Origin of the sequence: Nocardiopsis endophytica, from assembly GCF_027706725.1 — a bacterium.
Taxonomy (GTDB): Bacteria; Actinomycetota; Actinomycetes; order Streptosporangiales; family Streptosporangiaceae; genus Nocardiopsis_A; species Nocardiopsis_A endophytica.
The window spans coordinates 1-23,891 of sequence record NZ_JAQFWQ010000091.1; the positions used below are offsets into that span (position 1 = coordinate 1).

At 74.2% G+C, this 23,891-nt stretch carries 23 protein-coding genes and 1 pseudogene; 12 read left to right on the top strand and 12 right to left on the bottom strand.

What is annotated here, in order from left to right; translation table 11 throughout:
• From O4J56_RS24285 to O4J56_RS24295, 3 genes and pseudogenes are all read right to left on the bottom strand, one after another.
• A pseudogene (locus O4J56_RS24285) lies at window positions 1-351 on the bottom strand (hypothetical protein); the annotation flags it as partial.
• Window positions 352-481: 130 nt separating this feature from the next.
• The gene (locus O4J56_RS24290; RefSeq protein ID WP_270688943.1) at window positions 482-1,306 is read right to left on the bottom strand and encodes an ABC transporter ATP-binding protein; all 825 of its coding nucleotides are present in this window, start codon (window positions 1,304-1,306) and stop codon (window positions 482-484) included.
• Entirely contained in the window at window positions 1,306-2,160 is an 855-nt protein-coding gene (locus O4J56_RS24295) for an ABC transporter permease (RefSeq protein WP_270688945.1), read from the bottom strand. Before O4J56_RS24295 ends, O4J56_RS24290 begins: the two co-directional genes overlap by 1 nt.
• Before the next feature lie 250 nt (window positions 2,161-2,410).
• On the opposite strand from O4J56_RS24295, the gene ispD reads away from it, so the two are divergent.
• Window positions 2,411-3,148 carry a 2-C-methyl-D-erythritol 4-phosphate cytidylyltransferase gene (gene ispD, locus O4J56_RS24300; protein WP_270688947.1) on the top strand — a complete coding sequence of 246 codons (738 nt, stop codon included), beginning with the start codon at window positions 2,411-2,413 and terminating at the stop codon, window positions 3,146-3,148.
• Window positions 3,145-3,897 (top strand): glycerophosphodiester phosphodiesterase, encoded by a 753-nt coding sequence (locus O4J56_RS24305; protein ID WP_270688949.1) that lies wholly within the window; start codon window positions 3,145-3,147, stop codon window positions 3,895-3,897. Before ispD ends, O4J56_RS24305 begins: the two co-directional genes overlap by 4 nt.
• Here O4J56_RS24305 and O4J56_RS24310 read toward each other — a convergent pair.
• Complete coding sequence (locus O4J56_RS24310) at window positions 3,887-4,888, bottom strand: glycosyltransferase family 2 protein (RefSeq protein WP_270688951.1); 1,002 nt, start codon at window positions 4,886-4,888, stop codon at window positions 3,887-3,889. The two genes, O4J56_RS24305 and O4J56_RS24310, sit on opposite strands and share 11 nt — an antisense overlap.
• A gap of 232 nt (window positions 4,889-5,120) precedes the next feature.
• On the opposite strand from O4J56_RS24310, the gene O4J56_RS24315 reads away from it, so the two are divergent.
• The 7 genes from O4J56_RS24315 to O4J56_RS24345 all read left to right on the top strand — a co-directional run bounded on the left by O4J56_RS24315 (window position 5,121) and on the right by O4J56_RS24345 (window position 11,413).
• Complete coding sequence (locus O4J56_RS24315; RefSeq protein ID WP_270688953.1) at window positions 5,121-6,674, top strand: LCP family protein; 1,554 nt, start codon at window positions 5,121-5,123, stop codon at window positions 6,672-6,674.
• 190 nt (window positions 6,675-6,864) lie between these two features.
• Window positions 6,865-7,092: a hypothetical protein gene (locus O4J56_RS24320; RefSeq protein ID WP_017626000.1), complete on the top strand. Its 228-nt coding sequence runs from the start codon at window positions 6,865-6,867 to the stop codon at window positions 7,090-7,092.
• A 22-nt stretch (window positions 7,093-7,114) separates the two neighbouring features.
• The gene (locus tag O4J56_RS24325) at window positions 7,115-7,678 is read left to right on the top strand and encodes a hypothetical protein (RefSeq protein WP_270688956.1); all 564 of its coding nucleotides are present in this window, start codon (window positions 7,115-7,117) and stop codon (window positions 7,676-7,678) included.
• A 225-nt stretch (window positions 7,679-7,903) separates the two neighbouring features.
• Entirely contained in the window at window positions 7,904-9,235 is a 1,332-nt protein-coding gene (locus O4J56_RS24330) for a UDP-glucose dehydrogenase family protein (protein ID WP_270688957.1), read from the top strand.
• Between the two features lie 113 nt (window positions 9,236-9,348).
• On the top strand, window positions 9,349-10,293 hold the full coding sequence (sph, locus tag O4J56_RS24335; RefSeq protein ID WP_270688984.1) for a sphingomyelin phosphodiesterase: 945 nt from the start codon (window positions 9,349-9,351) through the stop codon (window positions 10,291-10,293).
• 104 nt (window positions 10,294-10,397) lie between these two features.
• Window positions 10,398-10,820, top strand: a complete 423-nt coding sequence (locus O4J56_RS24340; RefSeq protein ID WP_270688959.1) for a CoA-binding protein — start codon at window positions 10,398-10,400, stop codon at window positions 10,818-10,820.
• A gap of 44 nt (window positions 10,821-10,864) precedes the next feature.
• Window positions 10,865-11,413, top strand: a complete 549-nt coding sequence (locus tag O4J56_RS24345; protein WP_270688961.1) for a type III secretion system chaperone family protein — start codon at window positions 10,865-10,867, stop codon at window positions 11,411-11,413.
• Window positions 11,414-11,495: 82 nt separating this feature from the next.
• On the opposite strand, the gene purE is transcribed toward O4J56_RS24345, so the two are convergent.
• Together purE and O4J56_RS24355 are read right to left on the bottom strand one after the other, a co-directional pair.
• Window positions 11,496-12,044, bottom strand: coding sequence for a 5-(carboxyamino)imidazole ribonucleotide mutase (purE, locus tag O4J56_RS24350; RefSeq protein WP_270688963.1), 549 nt, complete (start codon window positions 12,042-12,044; stop codon window positions 11,496-11,498).
• Window positions 12,041-13,198 carry a 5-(carboxyamino)imidazole ribonucleotide synthase gene (locus O4J56_RS24355; RefSeq protein ID WP_270688965.1) on the bottom strand — a complete coding sequence of 386 codons (1,158 nt, stop codon included), beginning with the start codon at window positions 13,196-13,198 and terminating at the stop codon, window positions 12,041-12,043. The genes purE and O4J56_RS24355 overlap by 4 nt, the downstream gene beginning before the upstream one ends.
• An 80-nt stretch (window positions 13,199-13,278) precedes the next feature.
• Between O4J56_RS24355 and O4J56_RS24360 the strand changes: the two genes are divergently transcribed.
• From O4J56_RS24360 to O4J56_RS24370, 3 genes are all read left to right on the top strand, one after another.
• On the top strand, window positions 13,279-13,767 hold the full coding sequence (locus O4J56_RS24360) for a GtrA family protein (RefSeq protein ID WP_270688967.1): 489 nt from the start codon (window positions 13,279-13,281) through the stop codon (window positions 13,765-13,767).
• A gap of 165 nt (window positions 13,768-13,932) precedes the next feature.
• Window positions 13,933-14,601: a response regulator transcription factor gene (locus O4J56_RS24365; protein ID WP_017626009.1), complete on the top strand. Its 669-nt coding sequence runs from the start codon at window positions 13,933-13,935 to the stop codon at window positions 14,599-14,601.
• A gap of 69 nt (window positions 14,602-14,670) precedes the next feature.
• Window positions 14,671-15,957 carry a sensor histidine kinase gene (locus O4J56_RS24370; protein ID WP_270688969.1) on the top strand — a complete coding sequence of 429 codons (1,287 nt, stop codon included), beginning with the start codon at window positions 14,671-14,673 and terminating at the stop codon, window positions 15,955-15,957.
• A 6-nt stretch (window positions 15,958-15,963) separates the two neighbouring features.
• Here the strand turns inward: O4J56_RS24370 and O4J56_RS24375 are convergent, their stop codons facing one another.
• From O4J56_RS24375 to O4J56_RS24400, 6 genes are all read right to left on the bottom strand, one after another.
• The gene (locus O4J56_RS24375; protein WP_270688970.1) at window positions 15,964-16,605 is read right to left on the bottom strand and encodes an MBL fold metallo-hydrolase; all 642 of its coding nucleotides are present in this window, start codon (window positions 16,603-16,605) and stop codon (window positions 15,964-15,966) included.
• Window positions 16,606-17,721 carry an S-(hydroxymethyl)mycothiol dehydrogenase gene (locus O4J56_RS24380; protein ID WP_270688971.1) on the bottom strand — a complete coding sequence of 372 codons (1,116 nt, stop codon included), beginning with the start codon at window positions 17,719-17,721 and terminating at the stop codon, window positions 16,606-16,608.
• An 81-nt stretch (window positions 17,722-17,802) separates the two neighbouring features.
• Window positions 17,803-18,885: an adenylate/guanylate cyclase domain-containing protein gene (locus O4J56_RS24385; RefSeq protein WP_270688973.1), complete on the bottom strand. Its 1,083-nt coding sequence runs from the start codon at window positions 18,883-18,885 to the stop codon at window positions 17,803-17,805.
• 205 nt (window positions 18,886-19,090) lie between these two features.
• Complete coding sequence (locus O4J56_RS24390; protein WP_270688975.1) at window positions 19,091-19,927, bottom strand: biotin--[acetyl-CoA-carboxylase] ligase; 837 nt, start codon at window positions 19,925-19,927, stop codon at window positions 19,091-19,093.
• Between the two features lie 92 nt (window positions 19,928-20,019).
• Window positions 20,020-22,620 (bottom strand): phosphoenolpyruvate carboxylase, encoded by a 2,601-nt coding sequence (locus tag O4J56_RS24395; RefSeq protein WP_270688985.1) that lies wholly within the window; start codon window positions 22,618-22,620, stop codon window positions 20,020-20,022.
• 228 nt (window positions 22,621-22,848) lie between these two features.
• On the bottom strand, window positions 22,849-23,886 hold the full coding sequence (locus O4J56_RS24400; protein WP_270688977.1) for a TIGR03842 family LLM class F420-dependent oxidoreductase: 1,038 nt from the start codon (window positions 23,884-23,886) through the stop codon (window positions 22,849-22,851).
• Between the last annotated feature and the right edge of the window lie 5 nt (window positions 23,887-23,891).

The window sequence follows — 23,891 nt, forward strand, 5'->3', positions numbered from 1 at the left end:
GACCGGGGCGGCCCGGCGGGCCTCGCCCTCCAGGACGCTGTCGCGCAGCGCGAGGGCGATCAGCGCCCCGGCCGCCCACGCCCAGGCGTCGGCCTCCCCGGCGAGCGCGCCGCCGACGGCCAGGCCCGCGTAGACCGCGTACTCGCCCAGCCGCCCCAGCACGACCGCCAGCCACTCCTCCAGGGCGTCGCGGCGGCCCGCGGCGGCCGCCGCGCGCATCCGCTCGGCCAGCAGGACCGCGCCGAGCAGGGCCGAGCCCGCCAGGGCACCGCGCGTATCGCCCGCGGAGAACCAGACCGCGGCCAGCACGGCCGCCACGGGCGCGATCCGCGTGAGCACGGCGGAGGTCACCCGTCGAGCCTCTCCCTCCCGGGGGCGGGCCGCAACCTCCGACACACCGCGCCCACTCCGCGTTGATCTCGGGAGAAACGCCCCTAAAACCGTGGTTGTAGCGTCGTTTCTCCCGAGATCATCGAGCGTGTCAGGCGGCCTCGCCGCCGCCCTTCTCCTGCCGGCGGAGCTTCTTCTCCTCGGCCGCCTTCTTGCGGGCCTCGGTCTCGGCCTTGGTGTCGGCGTTGTAGGCCGCCAGCGCCGTCTCGATGTCGGCGTCCAGGGCCAGCTCGCCGTCCTTGATGTACAGGCCGCGGTCGCAGAAGCGCTTGAGGTCGGTCTCGTTGTGCGAGACCAGGACCATGGTGCGGTTCTTGGCCAGCATCCGCTCGATGGCCTCGTAGCACTTCTTCTTGAAGGCCTTGTCGCCCACCGCCAGCACCTCGTCGACGAGCATGACGGGGTGCTCCAGCTGGGAGATGAGCGCGAAGCCCAGGCGCACCTTCATGCCGCTGGAGTAGTGCCGCACGGGCATGTCGATGTAGCCCTCGCGGATGTTGGCGAACTCCACGATCTCGTCGAAGCGCGCGTCGATGGTCTCGGTGTCCATGCCGTGCAGGGAGCCGACCAGGTAGACGTTCTCCCGCCCGGTGAGCTGGTCGTTGAACCCGGCGCGCAGCTCCAGCAGCGGCGCCACCTTCCCGCGCACCCGGACGCTGCCCTCGTCCGGGATCAGCACCCCGGCGATCATCTTGAGCAGGGTCGACTTCCCGGTGCCGTTCTTGCCGACGATCCCGACGCACTCGCCCTCGGCGACCTGGAAGGAGACGCCGCGCATGGGCCAGAAGTCGGCCCCGGCGGCGTTGGGGTCGCGCTTCTTGCCGTGGATGAACATCTCGCGCAGGCTGCGCTTGCGCCGGCGGTTCACCGCGAAACTGATGCCGAGGTTCTCGGCCTCGATGATCGGCTCCGCCATCACAACTCCTTAAGGACGGCCGTCTCCAGGCGCCGGAACACCCAGTATCCGACAGTGAGGAAGACGAGCGCACCCACGAGGGCCGTGGTCAGCGCGAAGCCCCCCTCGGCGGCGGCCCGGGCGAAGCCGGGGGCGTCGGCCGGGTACCAGACGGCGTGGTGCATCTTGAAGATCCCCAGCAGCGGGTTGAGCTGGAACAGCGACTTGAACCAGCCGGGGAAGGAGGAGGTCCCGTCCAGCACCATGCCCGAGGGGATGATGATCGCCGAGGCGTAGAACAGGATCCGGTTGAGGATGCGCACGATCCGCTCCACGTCCCGGACCAGGACGTTGACCGAGGCCAGCAGGAAGGTCACGCCCAGCGTGAAGGCGTACTGCACCACCAGCGCCGCCGGGAGCCAGACCAGCACGCCCATCAGCGTGGTGCGCCCGCCCAGGAAGAACACGAACAGCAGCAGCACGGGCCAGGTGAACAGGTAGTCCACGAAGCCGCGGGTGACCACCGCGATCGGGAAGATCTCCCGGGGGACCTTCATCGTGGTGATGAGTTTGGACTGGGAGATCAGGGCCTTGGGGGCCTCGTTCAGCGCCGTGCTGAACCACAGCCAGGGCAGCAGACCGGAGATCAGGAACAGCAGGTAGCCGCCGGGGGCGTCGTCGCCTCCGGGGACGCCCCGGTTCGTGTTGAAGATCAGCCCGAACACGAAGAAGTAGACCCCGGCCATGGCCAGGGGTTCGAGCATCGACCACGCGTAACCGAGGATCGATTTCTGGTACTTGACCTTCAGGTCGCGCCGGACCAGGAGGCCAACGACCTGACGGTTCTGCCAGACGGCCAGCGCCCTTGACGCCACCGCCACCTCCTTGGGGGTGTGCAGTCGTGAGACCTTGCGGCCGGACGCGGCGGGGGGCGCGCTCCGACCGGGGGTGGGACGTTCGAGAGCCGCGCGGGGCAGACCCGGCGTCGCCGCGCGCACCGCTTCGCGGCCGCGCCCGGCGGCGGACGCCGTCCCCGGGGCGACACAAGGGTACCGGTCGGATGCGGGCGCCCCGTCCCGTAGGTTCTGCTGCAGGAACGCACGAGAGGGAAAGCCGAGGTGTGCGATGCCGCACGTGACCGCCGCCGTGCTGGCCGGGGGCGCCGGGACCAGGATGGGGGCCGGCGTCCCCAAGCAGTTGCTTCCGCTGGCCGGACGGCCGGTGCTGGAGCACGCGGTCGCCGCGTTCCAGGACGCCCCGGAGGTGGACGAGGTGCTGGTGGTGATGGCCCCGGACCACCTGCACGAGGCCGAGCGGATCACGGCGCCCTTCCCCAAGGTGACCGCGGTCCTTCCGGGAGGGTCCACCCGGACCGACAGCTCGGTGGCGGCGCTGCGCGCGGTTGACGCCCGGCCGGGCTCGGACCTGCTGCTGCTGCACGACGCGGCGCGCCCGCTGGTGGCCCGGTCGACCGTCGCCGCGGCGGTGGCCGCCCTGGAGCACGCCGGCGCGGTGGGGGTGGCGGTGCCGTCCTCGGACACCGTGGTGCGGGTGGCGCCGGGGGCGGACGGGGCCGAGGCGATCGCCGAGGTGCCGCCGCGCGCCGAGCTGCGGCGCATGCAGACCCCGCAGGGGTTCCGGCTGGAGGTGCTGCGCCGGGCCTACGCCGCCGCGCTGGCCGACCCGGACCTGGTGGCCACCGACGACTGCGGCGTGGTGCTGCGCTACCTGCCGGGCGAGCCGGTGCACATCGTGGCGGGCACCGAGGCCAACATCAAGGTGACCCACCCGGGGGACGTCGAGGTCGCCGAGGCGCTGCTGCGCCGGGAGGCCGGGCGCGGCGCCGGGGAGGGGGGCCGATGAGCGTCTTCCGCCCCACCGAGGTCATCGGGCACCGCGGCGCGGGCCGCGGGACGGTCGGCGGGCTCCGGGAGAACACCGTGGAGTCCTACCTGGAGGCGCTGCGCACCGGGGCCTCCTGGGTGGAGATCGACGTGCGCCGCACCGCCGACGACGCGCTGGTGCTGTACCACGACGCCGCCCTGGCCGACGGGCGGCCGGTGGTGGACGCCACCGCCGCCGAGTGCGCCCGGCACGGCCTGGTGCGCCTGGAGGAGGCGCTGGAGGCCCTGCCGGAGGAGGCGGGGCTGGACGTGGACGTCAAGACGGTGATGGAGGACGCCGCAGACGCGCCGCACCGCCGCACCGCCGCGCTGCTGATGCCGGTGCTGCGCCGGGAGGCCGCCCGGCGGCGGGTGTTCGTGTGCTCCTTCGACCCGGCGGTGCTGCTGCGGGTGGCCGAGGAGGCGCCCGGGGTGCCCACCGCGTGGATGCCGTTCGTGCGCAACCCGCTGGACCAGGCGGTGGCCGGGGCGGCCGGGATGGGGTGCGCGGCCGTGGCGATCGACGCCCGGTCCTTCGGCCTCACCGGGGAGCCGCCCCGCCCGGGGCGGCGCAGCGTGGACTACACGGTGGAGACCGCCCACCGGGCCGGGCTCGAGGTGGTCTCGTGGTGCCCCGACGCCGTGGACGCGGCCCGGTTCGCGGACGCGGGCGTGGACGCGGTGGTCGCCGACGACGTGCCGGGGGTGGCGGCGGCCGTCAAGCGTTAGAGCGCTGGGCGCGGGCGGTGCGCGAGTCCGCGCCCAGGCTCGGCGGGCTGGTCAGGAACCCGAGCCCCCACGACATGTGCATGGTGGCCAGCGCCACCGGGACCGCCAGGCGGCCCGGGAGCGGCAGCCCCTTGCCCAGCGGCACCGAGGCGGCCGCCACGGCGGCGGCGTAGGCCCCGGGGACCAGCCAGGCGGGCCAGAAGAGGAACCCGCCGACCAGGCCCAGCACGATCCCGACGACCGCGACCGGCGGCGCCAGGTAGCGCAGGTTGATGGTGCCCTTGTGCTGCCGGGCCACCACCCGCCGCCAGCGGCCGTAGTGGAAGTACTGCTTGGCCAGCCGGGCGGGGTTGGGGCGCGGCCGGTAGGACACCCGCATGCGGGGCTGGAACCAAACGGTGCCGCCGGTCATCCGGATGCGGTGGTTCATCTCCCAGTCCTGGGCGCGCAGGAAGGCCTCGTCGTAGCCCTCCACCCGCTCCAGCGCCGAGCGGCGGAACACGCCCAGGTACACGGTGTCGGCGGGGCCGCCCTCGCCCCCGGTGTGGAAGCGGGCGTTGCCCACCCCGACCTTGGAGGTCATGGCGGCGGCCACGGCGCGCTCCCAGGGGGTCTCGCCCTCGGCCGCCATGATGCCGCCGACGTTGTCGGCCCCGGTCTCCTCCAGGGTCTCCACCGCCACCTTGAGGTAGTCCGAGGGCATCATCGCGTGGCCGTCGATGCGGGCGACGATGCCGTGCGAGGACGCGCCGATGGCGGCGTTCAGTCCGGAGGGCGTGCGGCCGGTGGGGTTGTCCACCACGACCACGCGGGGGTCGGCGGCGGCCAGCGCGTCGGCCACCTCGCGGGTGCGGTCGGAGGAGGGGCCCACACCGAGCACCACCTCCAGCTCGCCCGGATACTCCTGGGCGAGCACGTGGCGCACCGCGGCCTCCAGGTGGCGCTCCTCGTTCAGCACGGGCATGACTACGGATACGGCCGGCCAGCTCACAGGACTTCCCACGGGTCACTCGGTCGGGGTTCGACCGTAACGGTACTGCAACCCGCGGTGCGCTCCCGCCATGTGCCCCCGCCTCCTCCCGCGGGCAGGCCACCGGGAAGGGCCGTCGGACATCAGGCGACAACACGCCGGGGCCGACATGGCCGACCCATCGGTGGATTCGATGACAACCTGGATCCCGGCGGCCGGAGGGCCGCGCCATCCAGGGGGCTGGAGGAACCCAGTGGGCGAGCGCAGGGGAGACGGCGGGCGCGGGCACCGCGACAAGGACGGGGACGACTTCCGCAGGGTGCGGTCCTCCCCCACTCCCCCGGCGGGCCCATCGCGCGCGCGTGGGCCCCGCGGCCCGGTGCTGCCGGAGCGCTCCGTGCGCCGCCGGCGGCTGAGCCTGCTGCTGGCCGGGACGCTGTCGGTCGTGGTGCTGCTGGCCTCGGGGACCGCGTGGGCGCTCACCGGGTGGGTGTCGGGCCAGATCAACCGGTTCGACGTGTTCTCCGGGCTGGGCGAGCGCCCCGACCCCGGCCCCACCGGCGCGCTGAACTTCCTGGTGATCGGGTCCGACTCGCGGGAGGGGATGGACTCCTCGTCCAAGAGCGACCTGGGCGTGGGCAGCGCCGACGGGCGCCGCTCGGACACCATGATGCTGGTGCACATCAACGACGACCGCGACGCGGTCAGCGTCATCGGCATCCCCCGCGACTCCTGGGTGGACGTGCCCGGGGCCGGCAAGGACAAGATCAACGCCGCCTACGCCCACGGCGGCCCGAAGCTGACCGTGCGCACCGTCGAGGCCGCCACGCACGTGCGCATCGACCACTACGTGGAGATCGACTTCACCGGGTTCACCGAGGTGGTGGACGCGCTGGGCGGGATCGAGGTGTGCCTGCCCGAGCCGATCACCGACGAGAAGGCCAAGCTGGACATGGCCGCGGGCACGCACGAGGTGGACGGGCGCGAGGCGCTGGCCTTCGCCCGCACCCGCAAGACCGCCGGGGGCGACCTGGACCGCATCGACCGCCAGCAGCAGGTGATGGCGGCGCTGCTGGACAAGGCGCTGAGCACGGACACCCTCGGCGACCCGGCCCGGTTCTCGGCGTTCCTGGAGACCGCGCTGGGCTCGGTCACCGTGGACAGCGGGCTGGACACCGCCGCCATCAGCGAGCTGGGCGGGCAGCTCCGGTCGGTGGGCCTGGACGACGTCTCCTTCGCCCAGGTGCCGGTGGAGAACGCCTCCTACTGGACCCCGCGCGGGGACGTGGCGGTGACCTGGGACCAGAAGGCGGCCCAGGAGATGTTCGCCCGGGTGGCGGCGGACGAGCCGCTGGACGGCGCCGAGCCGTCCGGGAAGGCCGCGCAGGGGGGACAGGGGGCCCAGGGCGGAGAGGAGGCGCCGCCGGCCCCGGGCGACGTGCGGGTGCAGGTGTTCAACGGGATCGGCACCCCGGGGATGGGCGGGCAGGCCGCACGCGACCTGGAGGCGACCGGGTTCTCGGTGCCCGGCGAGGCGCAGAACTGGAGCTCGCGCGACGAAGAGGCGACGACGGTGCGCTACGGCCCGGGCGACGAGGCCGCGGCCGAGCTGGTCGCCTCCGCCGTGCCGGGCGCCGAGCCGCGCGAGGACTCCACCCTGAGCGGGGAGGTACAGCTCGTGCTGGGGTTCGACTACACCGGGGTGGTCCCGGTGGAGAACCCGGAGCCCGAGCCCTCGGCGACGCCGTCGGCCGAGGAGGCGGGACCCGAGACGGCTACCGCCCGGGACAACGTCTGTGACGGGTGAGCCGCGGACCGGGGGCGAACCCCGGCTTGGGGTTGAAGCAGTAGGTGCAGTAGTCCCACTTCTCCGGGTTCGGACGCCGGCAGCTCTCGCACAACCAGCGCGTCATCGCCGACCACACCGCACACGCCCCCCGCAAGACGGCCGACCGATCAGCCCGATCGTGGGGCCGATCCTAATCTAGGATCGCCCTATGGCGCTGCTATCCGAGGGAGACCGCCCGAGGCAGATCGGCGAGGCCTTGAAGCTGCTGCACGCCCAGGGCGTCATCGACGGCGTCGAGATCGGCCCGGCGGGCCCACGCCCCTACGCGGTCAAGCTCGTCTCGGGCATCGTGCACATGAGCGAGGACGAGGCCGCCATGTTCGCCCTGGGGGCGGCCGTGGGCGCCTTCGGAGGGGCGGCCAAGCGGGCGCTGTGAGGCGGTGCGGGGAGCGGATACCGTGGGGGAGAGACCCGGCCCCGATCACGCGGAGGTCGCCGTGCTGCGCCAACTCCTCACCCTCCTGGCCGGGCTGGCCCTGGCCCCCGCGCTGTGGTTCGGCGCCGCCTGGGCCGCGGACGCCGCGCCGCAGGCCTCCGACACCGTCCCGCTGGGCGTGCTGATGGCCGCGGGCGCCGGGGGCGGGTTCCTCGTCTGGGGGCGCACGCCCCCGATCGGCTCCCTGGCCTGCGGCCTGCCGCTGCTGGGCTACGCGCTGTGGCCGGTGGCCGCGCCGCAGACCGTGCCCGACTGGATCCCCGGCGGGCTCGCCCACCCCGAGGGCCCGGCGCTGCCGTTCGCCCTGGTGCTGGGCACCCTCCTGGTGATCGCGGCCCTGTCCCCGTCCCGGTGGCGGACGTCCCGGCGCGACCCGGCGCCCGCGCCCGCCCCCGCACCGGCTCCGGCACCCGCACCCGCCCCGGCGCCGGGGACCGTGCCGCCGCCCGCGGCGGAGCCCTCCGGTCCCACGGCCGGGAACGCCGACCCGGAGCGCACGACCATCCCGTTCTCCCGCAAGAGGTAGCCTGGGGCGCACTACCGCCGCAGGACACGCGCGGCCCACCCCTCCCCCTCGTCCCGCATTCAGCGCCGCTTGGCGCTTCTTGGCGCGCACCGAGGTTGCCCCCGCCCCGGTTCCGGAAACACCTTCCTGTACGACGCCTCCCAGCGACCGGGTCGACGGGGCCCCGGGACCGACCGCCCGCGCCGGTACTACGATGCTTTGCCGGTCGTAAGGAAGGACGGACCATTGGTCTCACACGCGCGCACCAGGATCTCGGTCATCGGCACCGGCTACCTCGGCGCCACCCATGCCGCCTGCATGGCCGAACTGGGGTTCGAGGTCGTCGGCCTGGACCTCGACCGGGCCAAGGTGGAGAGCCTGTCCGCGGGCCGGGTCCCCTTCTACGAGCCGGGCCTGGAGGAGGTGCTGGCCCGCAACCTCCAGGCCGGGCGGCTGCGCTTCACCACCGACTACGACGAGGCGGCGGCCTTCGCCGACGTGCACTTCATCTGCGTGGGCACGCCGCAGCGCGACGACTCGGGCGCCGCCGACCTGTCCTACGTCAAGTCCTCGGTGGAGGCGCTGGCCCCCCGGCTGGACCGCCCCGCCGTGGTGATCGGCAAGTCCACCGTCCCGGTGGGCACCGCCGCGGTGCTGGCCGCCCGCATCCGCGAGCTGGCCCCCGCCGGGGACGCCGTCGAGCTGGGCTGGAGCCCGGAGTTCCTGCGCGAGGGGTTCGGGGTGGAGGACACCCTGCGCCCCAACCGGATCGTGATCGGCACCGACTCCCCCCGGGTCGAGGCCGCGATGCGCGAGGTGTCCGCGCCGCAGATCGAGGCGGGCATCCCGTTCATGGTCACCGACCTGCAGACCGCCGAGCTGGTGAAGATCTCCGCGAACGCCTTCCTGGCCACCAAGATCTCCTTCATCAACGCGATGGCCGAGGTCTCCGAGGCGGCCGGGGCCGACGTGATGCAGCTCGCCAAGGCGCTGTCCTACGACGACCGCATCGGCGGCAAGTTCCTCGGGCCGGGCCTGGGCTTCGGCGGGGGGTGCCTGCCCAAGGACATCCGGGCGTTCATGGCCCGCGCCGACGAGCTGGGCGTGGAGCCCGCGCTGTCCTTCCTGCGCGAGGTCGACGCCATCAACCAGCGCCGCCGCGCCCGCACGGTGGACATCGCCCGCGCCCTGATCGGCGGCGGGTTCGCCGGGCGCACGGTGGGCGTGCTGGGGGCGGCGTTCAAACCCAACTCCGACGACATCCGCGACTCGCCCGCGCTGGACGTGGCCTCCACGATCGCGTCCCTGGGCGCCCGGGTCACCGTCTACGACCCCGAGGCGCTGGAGCGCGCCGAGCGGGAGCACACCGAGCTGAACTACGCCCGCTCGATGCTGGAGGCGGTGCGCGACGCCGAGGTGGTGCTGCTGCTCACCGAGTGGTCGGAGTTCCGCGACGCCGACCCCGACGAGCTGGGCAAGGTGGTCGCCGAGCGCAAGATCGTGGACGGGCGCAACGTGCTCGACCCCGCGCACTGGCGCGCCCGCGGCTGGACCTACCGGGCCCTGGGCCGCCCCTGAGCGGGCGCTCCCCCGGTCCGCCGCCGGGCCGATACCCCATGGCTACCCGGCGGTAACCGACAGGAGACCCCGCCCCTGAAGGCTGGGCGGACATGAGAAAGCGAAACAATTTCATGTTCGCCCTCGCCCTGGGGACCGCGCTCGGCGCGTCGACGGCGGTCGCCGCCCCTCCGGCGGCCGCCGCCGACGCATCGGGCGCCCCGAGGATCGCCACCTACAACGTCTTCCTCATGTCCGAGAACCTGTACCCCAACTGGGGGCAGGACCACAGGGCCGACCTGATCGCCGGGGACGGCGTGGTGTCCGGCCAGGACGTCGTCGTCCTCCAGGAGGCCTTCGACAACTCCTCCTCCGACCGGCTCATCGGGAACCTGTCGGAGGAGTACCCCTACGCCACCCCGGTGGTCGGCCGCTCCGCCTCCGGATGGGACCTCACCGACGGCTACCGCTGGGAGACCTCCGAGGACGGCGGGGTCGCCGTGCTCAGCCGCTGGCCGATCGTCCGACAGGAGCAGTACATCTACAAGGACGCCTGCGGGGGCGACTGGTTCTCCGGCAAGGGCTTCGCCTACGTGGAGCTGGACACCCCCGACGGCCCCGTGCATGTGGTCGGCACCCACCTGCAGTCCGAGGACGACGGCTGCGCGGGCGACCTGGACGTCGACGTGCGCTGGTCCCAGCTCGACCGGATCGCCACCGTCCTGCGGGAGAAGGCGATCCCCGACGACGAGCCCGTCTACGTGGCCGGGGACATGAACGTGGTCGGCGGGTCGGCCGAGTACGACGCGATGATCGACCAGCTCGGCGCGGTCCGCCCGGAGCACACCGGGCACGAGTACTCCTTCGACACCGCCACCAACTCCATCGCCGCCGACCGGTACGGCGACTGGCCCGGCGAGCAGCTCGACCACGTGCTGCCGATCGCCAACGGCGCCGCCCCGGCCTCCTACACCAACCGCACCGAAGAGGTGCACAGCGAGCCCTGGACCGTCACCTCCGGCGGCAAGGACTACACCTACACCGACCACAGCGACCACTACCCGGTCTTCGGCGGCTAGGACGTGTCGCGTCCATGCCGTTGATCTCGACGAAAGTGCTGCCATTTCGGTGGTTTCGACAGCACGATCGTCGAGATCAACGCCGTCCCGGGCACAATGGCCCCATGAGCGACTACAGGGACCCGAGTGACGACGAGATCCGCGCCATCCTGCGCGACTGCGAGGTCTGGGCGATCGTGGGCCTGGGCGGCGACCCCTCGCGCCCGGCCCACGGCGTCGCCGGGTTCCTGAAGTCCCAGGGCAAGCGCATCGTCCCGGTGCACCCGTCGGCGGCCGCGGTGCACGGCGAGCCCGGCTACGCCTCGCTCGCCGACATCCCCTTCCGCGTCGACGTCGCCGACGTCTTCCGCCGCTCCGAGGCCGCCGGGGCCGTCGCCGACGAGGCGCTGGCCCGCGACGACGTGCGGGCGGTCTGGTTCCAGCTCGGCGTGGTCGACCACGACGCGGCCGCCCGCGTGCGCGCGGCCGGGCGCGCCATGGTCATGGACCGCTGCCCGGCGATCGAGTGGCCGCGGCTGATGGGGTGACCCCCGCCCGGGTTCATCCGCGCCCGTCGGGGTACGGCAGGCCCATGCGAGCACAGCGCACCCCCGACAGCGTCTCCGACCGGTCCGCCGCCCGCAGAGCCCTCGCCGCCGAGCACGGGTGGACCTACACCGCGCGCGACACCCGCGCCCTGCGGGGCTGGCCGCGCACCGCACTGCCGCCGGGGCCGCTCGGCAGGGTGGTGGACGAGGTCTCGGGGGTGCACCGGGGCCGCGCGTTCCGCCTGTTCGACTACCTGTACGGCCCCGGCCCGCACACCCTGGTGGTGCACGCCCTGGAGCTGCCCGCGCGGCTGCCCTACGCCTACGTGCAGGACCGCGAGGGCGGGGCGCACGACCTGTACGCCGAGGCGGCGGACCGCCGCTTCGCGCTGGCGCTGCTGGACGACGCCGTGCGCGCGGACATCCGCCGCGCCGGCATCGCCGACCTGGTGGTCGACGGCGCCCGGCTCATCTGCACCGGCGGCGGCCCCGCGCCGGGGGCCGTGCTGGAGCGCCTGGACGCGCTGGTGGGCCTGGTCGGCCACATCCCCGACGAGGTGTGGTCCCAGTGGGGGCGGGCGCCCGACGCCTAGGCCCTCCGTCGTTGATCTCGGGGAAAACGACGCTAAAAGCACCGTTTTAGGGGCGTTCCTCCCGAGATCAACGGGGAAGCGGTCAGCCCTGGCCCGCGGCGAAGCCGACCTTCGGGCCGCCCGCCGTGGCCTCCTTGCGCAGCCGCTCGCCCTTGGCCTTGGCCAGGCGCTTGAGCTCGGCCTGGAAGTCCTCCATGCGCCCGCGCAGCTCCTCGTCGCCCGAGGCGAGCATCCGCACCGCCAGCAGGCCGGCGTTGCGGGCCGCCCCCACGGCGACCGTGGCCACCGGCACCCCGGCCGGCATCTGCACGATGGACAGCAGCGAGTCCATCCCGTCCAGGTGCTTCAGCGGCACCGGGACGCCGATCACCGGGAGCGGCGTCACCGACGCCAGCATCCCCGGCAGGTGCGCGGCGCCGCCCGCCCCGGCGATGATCGCCCGCAGGCCGCGGTCGGCCGCCTGCGACCCGTACTCGATCATCTCGTGCGGCATCCGGTGCGCCGAGACCACGTCGGCCTCGTAGGCGATGCCGAACTCCTCGAGCGCGGCGGCGGCGTCCCGCATCACCGGCCAGTCGGAGTCGCTGCCCATCACGATCCCGACGGCCGGGGCGGAGGCGTTGTCGGTCACTGGGGGTCTCCCTTGAGGTAGGCGGCCGCGTCGCGGGCGCGCGCGAGCAGTTCTTCGGGGTCGTCGCCGAGCACGGTCACGTGCCCGATCTTGCGGCCGGGGCGCACCTGCTTGCCGTAGAAGTGCACCTTCAGGCCGGGGTCCTTGGCCATCACGTGGACGTAGCGCCCGTAGACGTCGGGGTCCTCACCGCCGAGCAGGTTGGCCATCACCGTGACCGGGGCCGCCGCCTCCGGCGAGCCCAGCGGCAGGTCCAGCACGGCCCGCAGGTGGTTCTCGAACTGGGAGGTGCGGGCGCCCTCGATGGTCCAGTGCCCGGAGTTGTGCGGGCGCATCGCCAGCTCGTTGACGACCACCCCGTCTGCGGTGGCGAACAGCTCCACCGCCAGCATGCCCACCACGCCCAGCGCGTGCGCCAGCTCGATGGCCAGCTCCTGGGCCTGCACCGCGGTGTCGGGGTCGAGCCCGGGCGCCGGGGCCACCACCTCGTGGCAGATGCCGTCGCGCTGCACCGTCTCCACCACCGGGTAGGCCGCCACCTGCCCGTAGGGTGAGCGCGCCACCTGCACCGCCAGCTCACGGGAGAAGTCCACCTTCTCCTCCACCAGCAGCGGCACCTCCTCGGCGGCCGCCCGCTCCACCACGGTCCGGGCCTCGGCGGCGGTGCCGACCACCCACACGCCCTTGCCGTCGTAGCCGCCGCGGGCCGCCTTGAGCACCACCGGCCAGCCGGCCTCCTCGGCGAAGGCCTCCACGTGACCGGGCTCGGACACCGGGCGCCAGCGCGGGCACGGCGCCCCCAGCTCCCCGGCGCGCACCCGCATGCGCAGCTTGTCCTGGGCGAACCGGAGCGCGTCGCGGCCCGGGCGCAGCACCACGCCCTCCTCCTCCAGGCGGCGCAGCACCGGCTCGGGCACGTGCTCGTGGTCGAAGGTGAGCACGTCGCAGGACTTGCCGAAGGCCAGCAGGTCCTCCAGCCCGCGGTCGTCGCCCAGGCGCACGTCCCCGCAGACCAGCGCGGCGCTGTCGGACGGGGAGGCGGCCAGGACGCTGAAGTCCGCGCCCAGGGCGATGCCCGCCTGGTGGGTCATCCGCGCGAGCTGTCCGCCCCCCACCATTCCGACACGGGGGACCGTGCGGTTAAGCTCACTCACTGTTTCCTCAACGCCTCACTAGTCGATCCTTGCGCCGACCCGCAGTCTAATGACCGCCGCCGGGCGGGAACGGAGCGACCATGCGATTCGTGACCGGCCTGTACCGCCGGTTCGCCCACCTCGTCCACGAGGCCGCCAAGTTCGGGGCCGTGGGCGCGGTGGCCTACGTGGTGCAGCTCACCACGACGAACCTGCTGTGGTCCGCGCTGGACGCCCCCGCCCTGGTCGGACAGGCCGTCGGCACCGTGGTCGCCACCCTGGTCGCGTTCGCCGGCAACCGGTACTGGACCTTCGGCCACCGCGCCCGCACCGGCCTGGGCCGCGAATACGTGCTGTTCTTCATCATGAACGGGGTCGGGCTGCTCATCCAACTCGCCTGCCTGTGGGCCGCCGTGTACGGGTTGGGGCTGGACGGGCCTTTGGCCCGCAATATCGCGGGAAACGTGATCGGTGTCGGCCTGGGGTCGCTGTTCCGGTTCTGGTCCTACCGCACGTGGGTGTTCCCCGCTGGGCCCCGGGACCCCCGGGAGCCCGAGGAGCCCGGCGAGCAGGCGCGCCAGGGCGCCTGAGGGGCACGTTTTCGCCCAATCACCGTTCAAAGAACGGCAAAGGGCGGTACCGGACGCCCTTCACACCCGATATCGTCCGGGCCGCGCACCGGTGATTTCATCCACCCCTGCTCCATACGGCGCGCATAATAGTGAATTGCCCTGGCGGCACTTACGATCTCCACCATGACCTGCGTTCTGCTGGCCGAAGACGACACCTCGATCTACGAGCCGCTCGCCCGCGCCCTGCGCCGCGAGGGCTACACCGTGGACGTGACCGTCAACGGCACCGACACCCTCGACCGCGCCCGCGCGGGGGACATCGACCTGATGGTCCTTGACCTGGGCCTGCCGGAGATGGACGGGCTCGAGGTCGCCCGGCGGCTGCGGGCGGAGGGGCACACCACGCCCATCCTCATCCTGACCGCGCGGGCCGACGAGGTCGACACCGTGGTGGGACTGGACGCCGGCGCCGACGACTACGTCACCAAACCCTTCCGGCTGGCCGAACTGCTGGCCCGCGTCCGGGCGCTGCTGCGCCGCGGCGGGGCCGAGGTCCCGGTCGTCCACGGGGTGCGGATCGACAACGACTCGCGCCGCGCCTGGCTGGGCGAGGAGGAGCTGCAGCTCACCACCAAGGAGTTCGACCTGCTGCGGGTCCTGGTGCGCGAGGCCGGCAAGGTGGTCACCCGCGAGCAGATCATGCGCGAGGTGTGGGACACCAACTGGTGGGGATCGACCAAGACCCTCGACATGCACATCTCCTGGCTCCGCCGCAAGCTCGGGGACGACGCCAACCAGCCCTCCTACATCACCACCGTGCGCGGCGTCGGGTTCCGCTTCGAACGGGACTGACGCAGCGGCCGACCACCCGCCTGCGCCGCGGACGGCCGCCGGAACGGGGGCCCGACCAGAAGGGACGACATGCGCAGGCGGATGCTGTTCTCCACACTCGTGGTGACCGTGATCGCGGTCCTGCTCCTCGGCCTGCCCCTGGGCGCCCTGGTGTACCGGTCGGCCTACGAGGAGGCCGAGCGCGCGCTCCAGCAGGACGCCGACGTGATCGCGGCCGACGCCGACGCCCAGCTGCAGAACGAGGGCGGCATCGACGTCCCGCACTTCGCCCAGGTCTATCCGGACCTGGCGGTCCGCCTCACGCCCCCGGGGTCCGACGAGCCGGTGCGGGCGGGCGGATGGGACTACTCCCCCGGCACCGCCGACACCCGCGCCGTGATGGACGCCGAGACGGTCTCCTCCGGCGGCGTGCGGGTGGAGGTCTGGCGCGGCACCCGCCCCATCCAGGAGAGCGTGTTCAACGCCTGGCTCGGCATCGCCTCGCTGTCGCTGCTGGCCATCGGGGTCGCGGTGGGGCTGGCGATCCTGCAGGCGCGCCGGCTGACGCTGCCGCTGGTGGACCTGGCGGCCACCGCCGAGCGGCTGGGTTCGGGGGTGGCCACCCCCTGGGGCCACCGCTACGGCATCCCCGAGGCCGACCGGGTCGCCGAGGTGCTGGACCGCAGCGCCGAGCGGATCGCCGGGCTGATCGCCACCGAGCGGCACTTCGCCACCGACGCCTCCCACCAGCTGCGCACCCCGCTGACGGCGCTGACCATGCGCCTGGAGGAGATCATCGCCGAGGCCGGCGACCCCGACGTGGTGCGCGAGGAGGGCGAGGCGGCGCTGCAGCAGGCCGAACGGCTCACCCAGACCGTGGAGAGCCTGCTGGGGCGGGCCCGCAAGAGCCAGAACCCCGAGGTGGAGCCGGTCAGCGTGGACCGGCTGCTGGAGCGGTTCGTCGCCGAGTGGTCGCCGATGTTCCGGCAGAACGGGCGCCGGCTGCGGCTCACCGGCGCCAAGGGGATGACCGCGATGACGGTGCCCATGGACCTGACCCAGATCATGGCGGTGCTGGTGGAGAACGCGGCGGTGCACGGGCGCGGCACCGTCACGGTACACGTGGTCGACGGCGGCCACTCGGTGCGCATCGAGGTGGGCGACGAGGGCGAGGGCGTGCCCGAGCACCTGGTCGGCAAGATCTTCGACCGCGAGGTGAGCGGCGCCGGCGGCACCGGCCTGGGCCTGGCCCTGGCCCGGCACATCGCCGAGTCCGAGGGCGCCCGCCTGGAGCTGGTGCAGGCCAACCCGCCCACGTTCGCGGTCTTCCTCCCGGTCGGCGGCGAGGGCCTGGACAAGGCCACCGGCCCCGTGTAGGGGCCCCTAGTACCCCCGGTCGATCCACTCCTGCAGGTGCGGGGCCTCCTCGCCGATGGTGGTGGAGGGGCCGTGCCCGGTGTGCACCACCGTCTCGGGCGGCAGCACCAGCAGCCGGTCCCGGATCGATTCGATGATCGTGGGGAAGTCGGAGAACGACCGCCCCGTCGCGCCCGGTCCGCCGCTGAACAGGGTGTCCCCGGTGAAGACCACCCCCTCGCGCTCCGCGTACAGGCACACCCCGCCGGGCGAGTGCCCCGGGGTGTGCAGCACCTCCAGCTCCACCCCTCCGGCCTGCAGCCGCTCGCCGTCCAGCAGCGGCGCGTCCGGCTCGGTGTCCGGGTGCACGCGGTGCCACAGCCCGTTGTCGTCGGGGTGCAGCAGGATCGGCGCGTCGCACAGGGCGGCCAGCGCCACCGCCGCGTTGATGTGGTCGTTGTGGCCGTGCGTGCACACCACCGCCATCAGCTCCCGGTCGCCCAGCGCGCGGGCGACGGCCTCATGGTCGTGGGCGGCGTCGATGACCACGGCCGTGCGGTCGTCGCCGACGATCCAGACGTTGTTCTCCACCTCCCACTCGCCGCCGTCCAGGGCGAACACCCCGGAGGTCACCAGGCTCTGCACGGGACGCACGGACGCCTCGGCCATTCAGCGGACCACCACCGATCGCAGCACGCTCCCCTTGCCCATCCTTTCGAAGGCCTCCTCCACGTCCTCCAGGGCGATCCGCTCGGACACGAACGCGTCCAGGTCCAGCCGCCCCTGCAGGTACAGGTCGATCAGCACCGGGAAGTCCCGGGAGGGCAGGCAGTCCCCGTACCAGGAGGACTTGACCGCCCCGCCGCGCGCGAACACGTCCAGCAGCGGCAGCTCGGCCCGCATCTCGGGCGTGGGCACCCCCACCAGGACGGCGGTCCCGGCCAGGTCGCGGGCGTAGAACGCCTGCCGGAAGGTCTCGGGGCGGCCCACCGCGTCGATCACCACGTCGGCGCCGAACCCGCCGGTGCGCTCGCGGATCGCGGCCACCGGGGCCTGCTCGCGGGCGTTGACGGTGTCGGTGGCGCCCAGCGCGGCGGCCCACTCCAGCTTGCGGGCGTCGACGTCGACGGCGATGATCCGGGCGGCCCCGGCCAGGTGGGCCCCGGCCACCGCGGCCGCGCCCACCCCGCCGCAGCCGATCACCGCCACGGTGTCGCCGCGCCCCACCCCGCCGGTGTTGACCGCCGCGCCCAGCCCGGCCATCACCCCGCAGCCGAGCAGCCCGGCGGCGGCCGGGTCGGCGGCGGGGTCGACCTTGGTGCACTGCCCGGCGGCGACCAGGGTGGCCTCGGCGAACGCGCCGATCCCCAGCGCCGGGGAGAGCGGGGTGCCGTCGGCCAGGGTCATCGGCTGCGCCGCGTTGGCGGTGTCGAAGCAGTACCAGGGGCGCCCGCGGGCGCAGGCGCGGCACCGGCCGCACACCGCCCGCCAGTTCAGCACCACGAAGTCGCCGGGCTCCAGGCCCTCGGTGCCGGGGCCGACGGCCTCGACCACGCCCGCGGCCTCGTGGCCGAGCAGGTAGGGGAAGTCGTCCCCGATGCCGCCCTGGCGGTAGTGCAGGTCGGTGTGGCAGACCCCGCAGGCCTGCACCTCCACCCGCGCCTCTCCCGGCCCGGGGTCGGGGACGATCACGGTCTCCAGCGAGACGGGTGCGTTCTTCTCGGCGGCGACGACGGCGCGGACCGCACGGCCGGTGCGGCCGGAAGGGTGGGGATCGTGGGACACCAGCGCTCCTCGGGGTCGGCCCCTGGCTCTTCCCCTCCCCATGCCCCGCGCCGCCCCGGCGCAAGCACCGCGCGGCGGCCCTCAGGCCCCCGGCGCCGGGGTGGCCTCAGGGGCCGAGGTGGGCAAGGTAGGGGTGAACACCCGGCGCAGCGCGTAGGGCTGGAGCCGCCCCAGGCCGTGCGCGTGGCGCGGGCGGACCGCCGCCACCCGCAGCGCCGACTCGCCCTCGAGCTGCTCGGCCATGGCGTCGTCGATGAGCACCGTGCCCGGCCGGGCGAAGGAGGTCAGGCGGCTGGCCCGGTTGACGGTGGTGCCGAACACGTCCCCCAGCAGCGCCAGGATCGGCCCGAAGGCCACCCCCACCCGCACGTCGGGCACCTCGATGTCGGTGGCCACCCCGTCGGACAGGCGCAGCGCGATCTCGGCGGCCTGGCGCGGGGTGTTGGCGACGAAGAAGACCTCGTCGCCGAGGGTCTTGACGACCCGGCCGCCGCCGGAGGAGACGATGTCGGTGGCGGTGGACTCGAACCCCTCCACCACCTCGGCCAGCTCCACCTCGTCCAGCTCGCGGCTGAGGTTGGTGAAGGAGACCAGGTCGGCGAAGCCCACGGCGAGCGGGAAGTAGGTGGGGGCGGCGTCCTCGCTGCTCTCCATGAAGGCCAGGCGGCGCGCCGAGGAGGCGGCGAGCTGCCGCCGCCAGATGTGCACCAGCAGCTTCTCCACGTCCGGCAGCAGCTCGCGGGTCAGGCCCACGAGCGGGCCGAGGCCGCCGTCGTCCCCGGCGCCCTCCGCGCCTTCTGCGCCCTCCGCGCCCTGTGGGCCCCCGCCCTCCTCGCCCCCGAAGGCCAGGTTGGACACGATGCTGGTCTGCCACTCGGCCAGGCGCGCCATGGTCTGGCCCATGGAGCGGGCCAGGCGGATCGCGGCCTCCTCGTCCACCTTGCCGTCGGCCAGCAGGGCCGCGGCGGTGCGCAGCGCCTCGACGTCGCTGTCGGTGAACGCGGCGGCGTCCTCGCCGCGGCTGGGGAAGCCCAGGGCCCGCCAGACCCGCCCGGCGAACTCGGGAGGGGCGCCGGAGAGCCGCACGGCCTCGGCGCGGGTATGGCGCGCCTCCCCTCCCAACAGGGCGGCTTCGATCTGCTCGGGGTCCGGACGCGCGGGCATACGTTCTCTCGTCTTCGCTGCGGTGGTGGACGGGCCTCGGATAACGGTCCGGGCCCCACGCGATCACATCAGTGTCACTGTCGGTTTAGCGGGCGGGACCTCTCCCCGTCAAGAACGCCCCGGCCTCCGGGCATCGGCGTGGCCTCCATGGTGCCACGCCGGTCCGGCCCCCAGCAGGCCGCCCCGACGGGGCCGGCGGGCGCCCCTAGCGCACGTGCACCACGTCGCCCGCGCTCACCGCCTCCGCCGCGCCCGCGTCCGGGCGCACGACGAGCCGCCCGGCGGCGTCCACGTCCCCGGCCTCGCCCTCCAGCACCCGCCCGTCGGGCAGGTGCACCCGCACCCGGCGCCCGAGCGTGGCGCAGTGCTCCCGGTACTCGCGGGCCAGCCCGCTCTCCTCGGCGTCGCCCCCGGCCGCCTCCCATGCGCGGTACACGTCGGCGAAGGCGCGCAGCACCGCGCGCAGCAGCGGGTCCCGGTCGCCGTGCGGGTCGCCCTCCAGCACCAGGGAGGTGGCCGTGTCCACCGGCAGCTCCCCGCGCCCCTGGGTCACGTTCAGCCCCATGCCCACCACCACCGCCGGGTCCCCGCCGGAGAAGTCGGCCTCGGCCAGGATCCCGGCGAGCTTGCCCCCGGAGGGGCCGAGCACGTCGTTGGGCCACTTGAGGTCCGGGAACACCTGGGCGACGTAGCCGCACGCGCGCACCGCCGCCACCCCCATGGCCAGCGGGAGCCACCCGAGGGCGTCGGCGCCGACCCGCGGGCGCACCAGCACCGAGAAGGTCAGGGCGGCCCGGTCGGGGGTGGTGAACACGCGGCCCAGGCGGCCCCGGCCCGCCGTCTGGTGCTCGGTGACCAGCACCCGCCCCGCCTCGGCGCCCTCCCGGGCGCGGGCCAGCAGCTCGGTGTTGGTGGAACCGAGCGCGGGGACCACCTCCAGCCCGGTCCACATCGTCTCGGGCCGCACCAGGGCGCGGTTGAGCGCGCGCTCGCTGAGCGGCGGGCGGTCCGGATCGGAGTAGGGGGAGGATGTGGCGCTCATGGGTCCATGTATACCGGTGCGGCCCCTCCCCGGAGGAAGGGGCCGCGCCGGGGCCGGCCCGGTGCGCGGTGGGCCGGTGGGCCGGTGCGCGGTCAGCCGGTGTTCTGCAGCCCGGCCGCGACCCCGTTGACCGACAGCAGGAGCAGCCGCTCCAGGTGCCGCTGGTCCTCCTCGTCCAGCTTCTCGGCCTCCGGGCCGCGCAGCGCGTTCAGCGCCCGCAGCTGCAGGTGCGACAGCGCGTCCACGTACGGGTTGCGCAGGTCCACCGCCCGCGACAGCACCCGCCGGTTCTCCAGCAGGCGCGTGTGCCCGGTGGTGGACAGGACCAGGTCGCGGGTGCGGTCGTACTCGGCCAGCACCTTCTCGGTCAGCTCGGGCCGCTCCCCCAGCCGCAGGTACCGCTCGGCGATCGCCCGGTCGGTCTTGGCCAGGCTCATCTCCGCGTTGTCCAGCAGCGAGGCGAACAGCGGCCACTCGGCGTAGGCCGCGCGCAGCGCCGCGGGGTCCGAGGCGGCCGCCAGGCCGGTGCCCAGGCCGTACCAGCCCGGCAGGTTGACCCGGGTCTGGGTCCAGGCGAACACCCACGGGATGGCGCGCAGGTCGTCCAGCCCGCGGGCGGCCGAGCGGCGCGAGGGGCGCGAGCCCAGCCGCAGCTCGCCCAGCTCCTCCAGCGGGCTGACCCGGGAGAACCACTCGGCGAAGCCGTCGGTGTCGATGAGCTCCCGGTAGGCGGTCTGCGCCGCCTCGGCGATCTCGTCGGCCAGCCCCCGGAACCGGTCCGCGGCCCGGCGCGCCCGGTCCTGCACCGTGCTGGTGGAGGCCAGCAGCACCGCGTGCCCCACCTGCTCGGCGTGGCGGTGCGCGATGGCCCGCTGCCCGTACCGGGCGAAGATGACCTCGCCCTGCTCGGTCACCTTGAACCGCCCGTCGACCGACCCGGGGGCCTGGGCCAGCAGCGCCCGGCTGGCCGGCCCGCCGCCCCGGCCCAGGGACCCGCCGCGGCCGTGGAACAGGGTGAGCACCACCCCGTTGCGCTCGGCCCAGGCGGCCAGCCGCCCCTGCACGTCGTAGAGGCGCAGGGTGGCGCTGACCGGGCCGACGTCCTTGGCCGAGTCGCTGTAGCCGAGCATGACCTCCAGCCGGCCGCCCGACTCGGCCAGGCGCCGCCGCACGTCCGGCAGCTCCAGCATGCCGTCCAGCACCTGCGGGGAGGCGTCCAGGTCGGCGCCGGTCTCGAAGAGCGGGATCACGTCCAGCACCGGGGCCCGGCCAGCGGGCAGGGCGTGCGCGGCCAGCTCGTACACCGCGGCCACGTCCGCCGCCGAGCGGGTGAAGCTGACGATGTAGCGGCGGCAGGCGTCGACGCCGAACCGCTCCTGGATCCAGGCCACCACCCGCAGCGTGGCCAGCACCTCCTCGGTGGCCTCGGAGAGCGCTCCCCCGGCGCGCACCTCCTCCAGGGCCTTGGCGTGCACCCCGCTGTGCTGGCGGATCTCCAGCTCGGCCAGGTGGAACCCGAAGGTCTCGGCCTGCCAGATGAGGTGCTGCAGCTCCCCGTAGGCCTGGCGGCGGGCCCCGGCGGCGTCCAGCGAGGCCTGCACGGTGCGCAGGTCCTCCAGGAGCTGCTCGGGGCGCTGGTAGGCCAGGTCGGCGTTGCGCTCGCGGGTGGCGCGCAGCCGCGCGGCGGCGAACTGGAGCATCTGCCGGTGCGGCTCGTTCGGGGAGCGCTTTGTGATGTCGGCCATCAGCCGCGGGTGCCCCGCCTGCGCCGTGGCCAGGGTGTCGCGCAGGTCCTCGCCGGCGGGCGTGAGGTTGGAGTAGGCGGTCAGGGTGCGCGCCACCCGCCCGCAGGCCTCCTCCAGCCCGCGCAGCACGTGCTCGGACTGGATGGCGATGGCCTCGCGGGTCACCTCGTGGGTGACGAACGGGTTGCCGTCCCGGTCGCCGCCGATCCAGCTGCCGTAGCGCATGAACGCGCGCGCCCGCGGCGGTCGGGTGCCCGTCCCGGCCGGGTCCAGGGCGGTGTCCAGCGACCGGTAGATCTCCGGCACCACCGCGAAGATGGTCTCGTCGAAGGCGGCCATGGCGGTGCGCACCTCGTCGAGCGGGTCGAGCTTGGTGTAGCGCAGCTGGGAGGTGCGCCAGAGCAGGTCCACCTCCTCGGTGAGGCGGCGGCGGGCCTCCCGCTCGGCGGCGCTGTCGGGGTGGGCGGCGTGCAGCCTCTCCAGCTCGGCGCCGATCCGCACGATGGCGGTGGACACGGCGCGGCGGCGCGCCTCGGTGGGGTGGGCGGTGAGCACCGGGTGGAACTCCATGCCCGCCACGAACTCGGCCAGCCGGTCCTCGCCGCAGTCGGAGCGGACCTGCTCCACCGCGGCGGCCAGCGACTCGCGGGGCGGGTGCACCGCGTCGTCGCGCTCGCGCAGGGCGCGCATGCGCTGGTGCTCCTCGGCCAGGTTGGCCAGGTGGAAGTAGACCGTGAACGCGCGCGCCACCTGCTTGGCCCGCTCCAGCGGCCAGGAGTCCACCAGCTCGGTGATCGCGGCCGGGTCGACGGTGCCCTCGCGGGCGCCGATCACGGCGGTGCGCAGCTTCTCCACGTCGGCCAGCAGGTCCTCGCCGCCGCCCTCGGCCAGCACCGTGCCCAGGGTGCCGCCGAGCAGCCGGATGTCGCTGCGCAGCTGCTCGGGCATCTCCTGCCGGGCGCCCTCGCGCCCGGCGCCGGCGGGGTCGTTCGCCATCGCCAGATCTCCTCTCGCAGGGTCACCGCGCCGGCGCCGTTGCAGGTTCCGCGGTGGCGTGTCGGAGCGACAGCCTAGCGGGGATGGTCTGGACCATTGGGCACCCGGGGTGCCCGTGCCCCGACCTGCGGCGCCGCCGTGCGCGGCCGGGCAGTGGTCTACCCGGCCGCGCTCGGTGGCCTACCCGCGCAGCGCCGGGATCACCTCCGCGCCGTATGTGACGGCCACCTCGTCCACGGCGTCGTGCATGGCGTACAGGGCGAACTGGTCGACCCCGAGGGCGCGCAGCTCCTTCAGGCGGCGCAGGTGCTCCTCGGGCGGGCCGAGCACGCAGAACCGGTCGACGACGGCGTCCGGGACGAACGCGGTGTCGGGGTTGCCGGTGCGGCCGTGGTGGGCGTAGTCGTAGCCCTCCCTCTCCCTGATGTAGTCGGTGAGCTCGGCGGGGACGGCGCCCGAGGCGGCACCGTAGCGGGCGACGAGGTCGGCGACGTGGTTGCCGACCATTCCGCCGAACCAGCGGCACTGCTCGCGGGCGTGGGCCAGCCCCTCGGGGGTGCCGTCGGTGACGTAGGCGGGGGCGGCGACGCAGATCGCGACGTCGTCCGGGTCGCGCCCGGCCTCCCGGGCCGACCGGCGCACCGCGTCCACCATCCACTCGGTGAGGAAGGGGTCGGCGAGCTGCAGGATGAACCCGTCGGCGGTGCGCCCGGCCATCGCCAGCGCCTTGGGGCCGTAGGCCGCCGCCCACATGGGCAGGTGTCCGTCCTCCACCCACGGCAGCCGCACCGGGTCCCCGGCGGGCTCCCCGTCCGGGCCGGTGCCCAGGCGGGCCTCGCGCCCCTCGGCCAGGTCCCGGATCACCGTGATGGCGCGCTCCAGCCGCGCCAGCGTCGTCGGCCTGCGCCCGGCCACCCGCATCGCCGAGTCGCCGCGCCCGATCCCGCACACCGTGCGCGGCCCGTACATCTCGTTCAGCGTGGCGAACGCCGACGCGGTGACCTCCCACGCCCTGGTGGACGGGTTGGTGACCATCGTCCCCACCTTGAGCGTCTCGGTGGCGGCCAGCACACGGCTGTAGATGACGAACGGCTCCTGCCAGAGCACCGCCGAGTCGAACGTCCACCCGTGGGTGAACCCCAGCTCCTCGGCGCGCCGCATCCGCTCGACGACCTGCGCGCCGGGCGGGTCGGTCTGCAGCACCAGCCCCACGTCCATGGCGC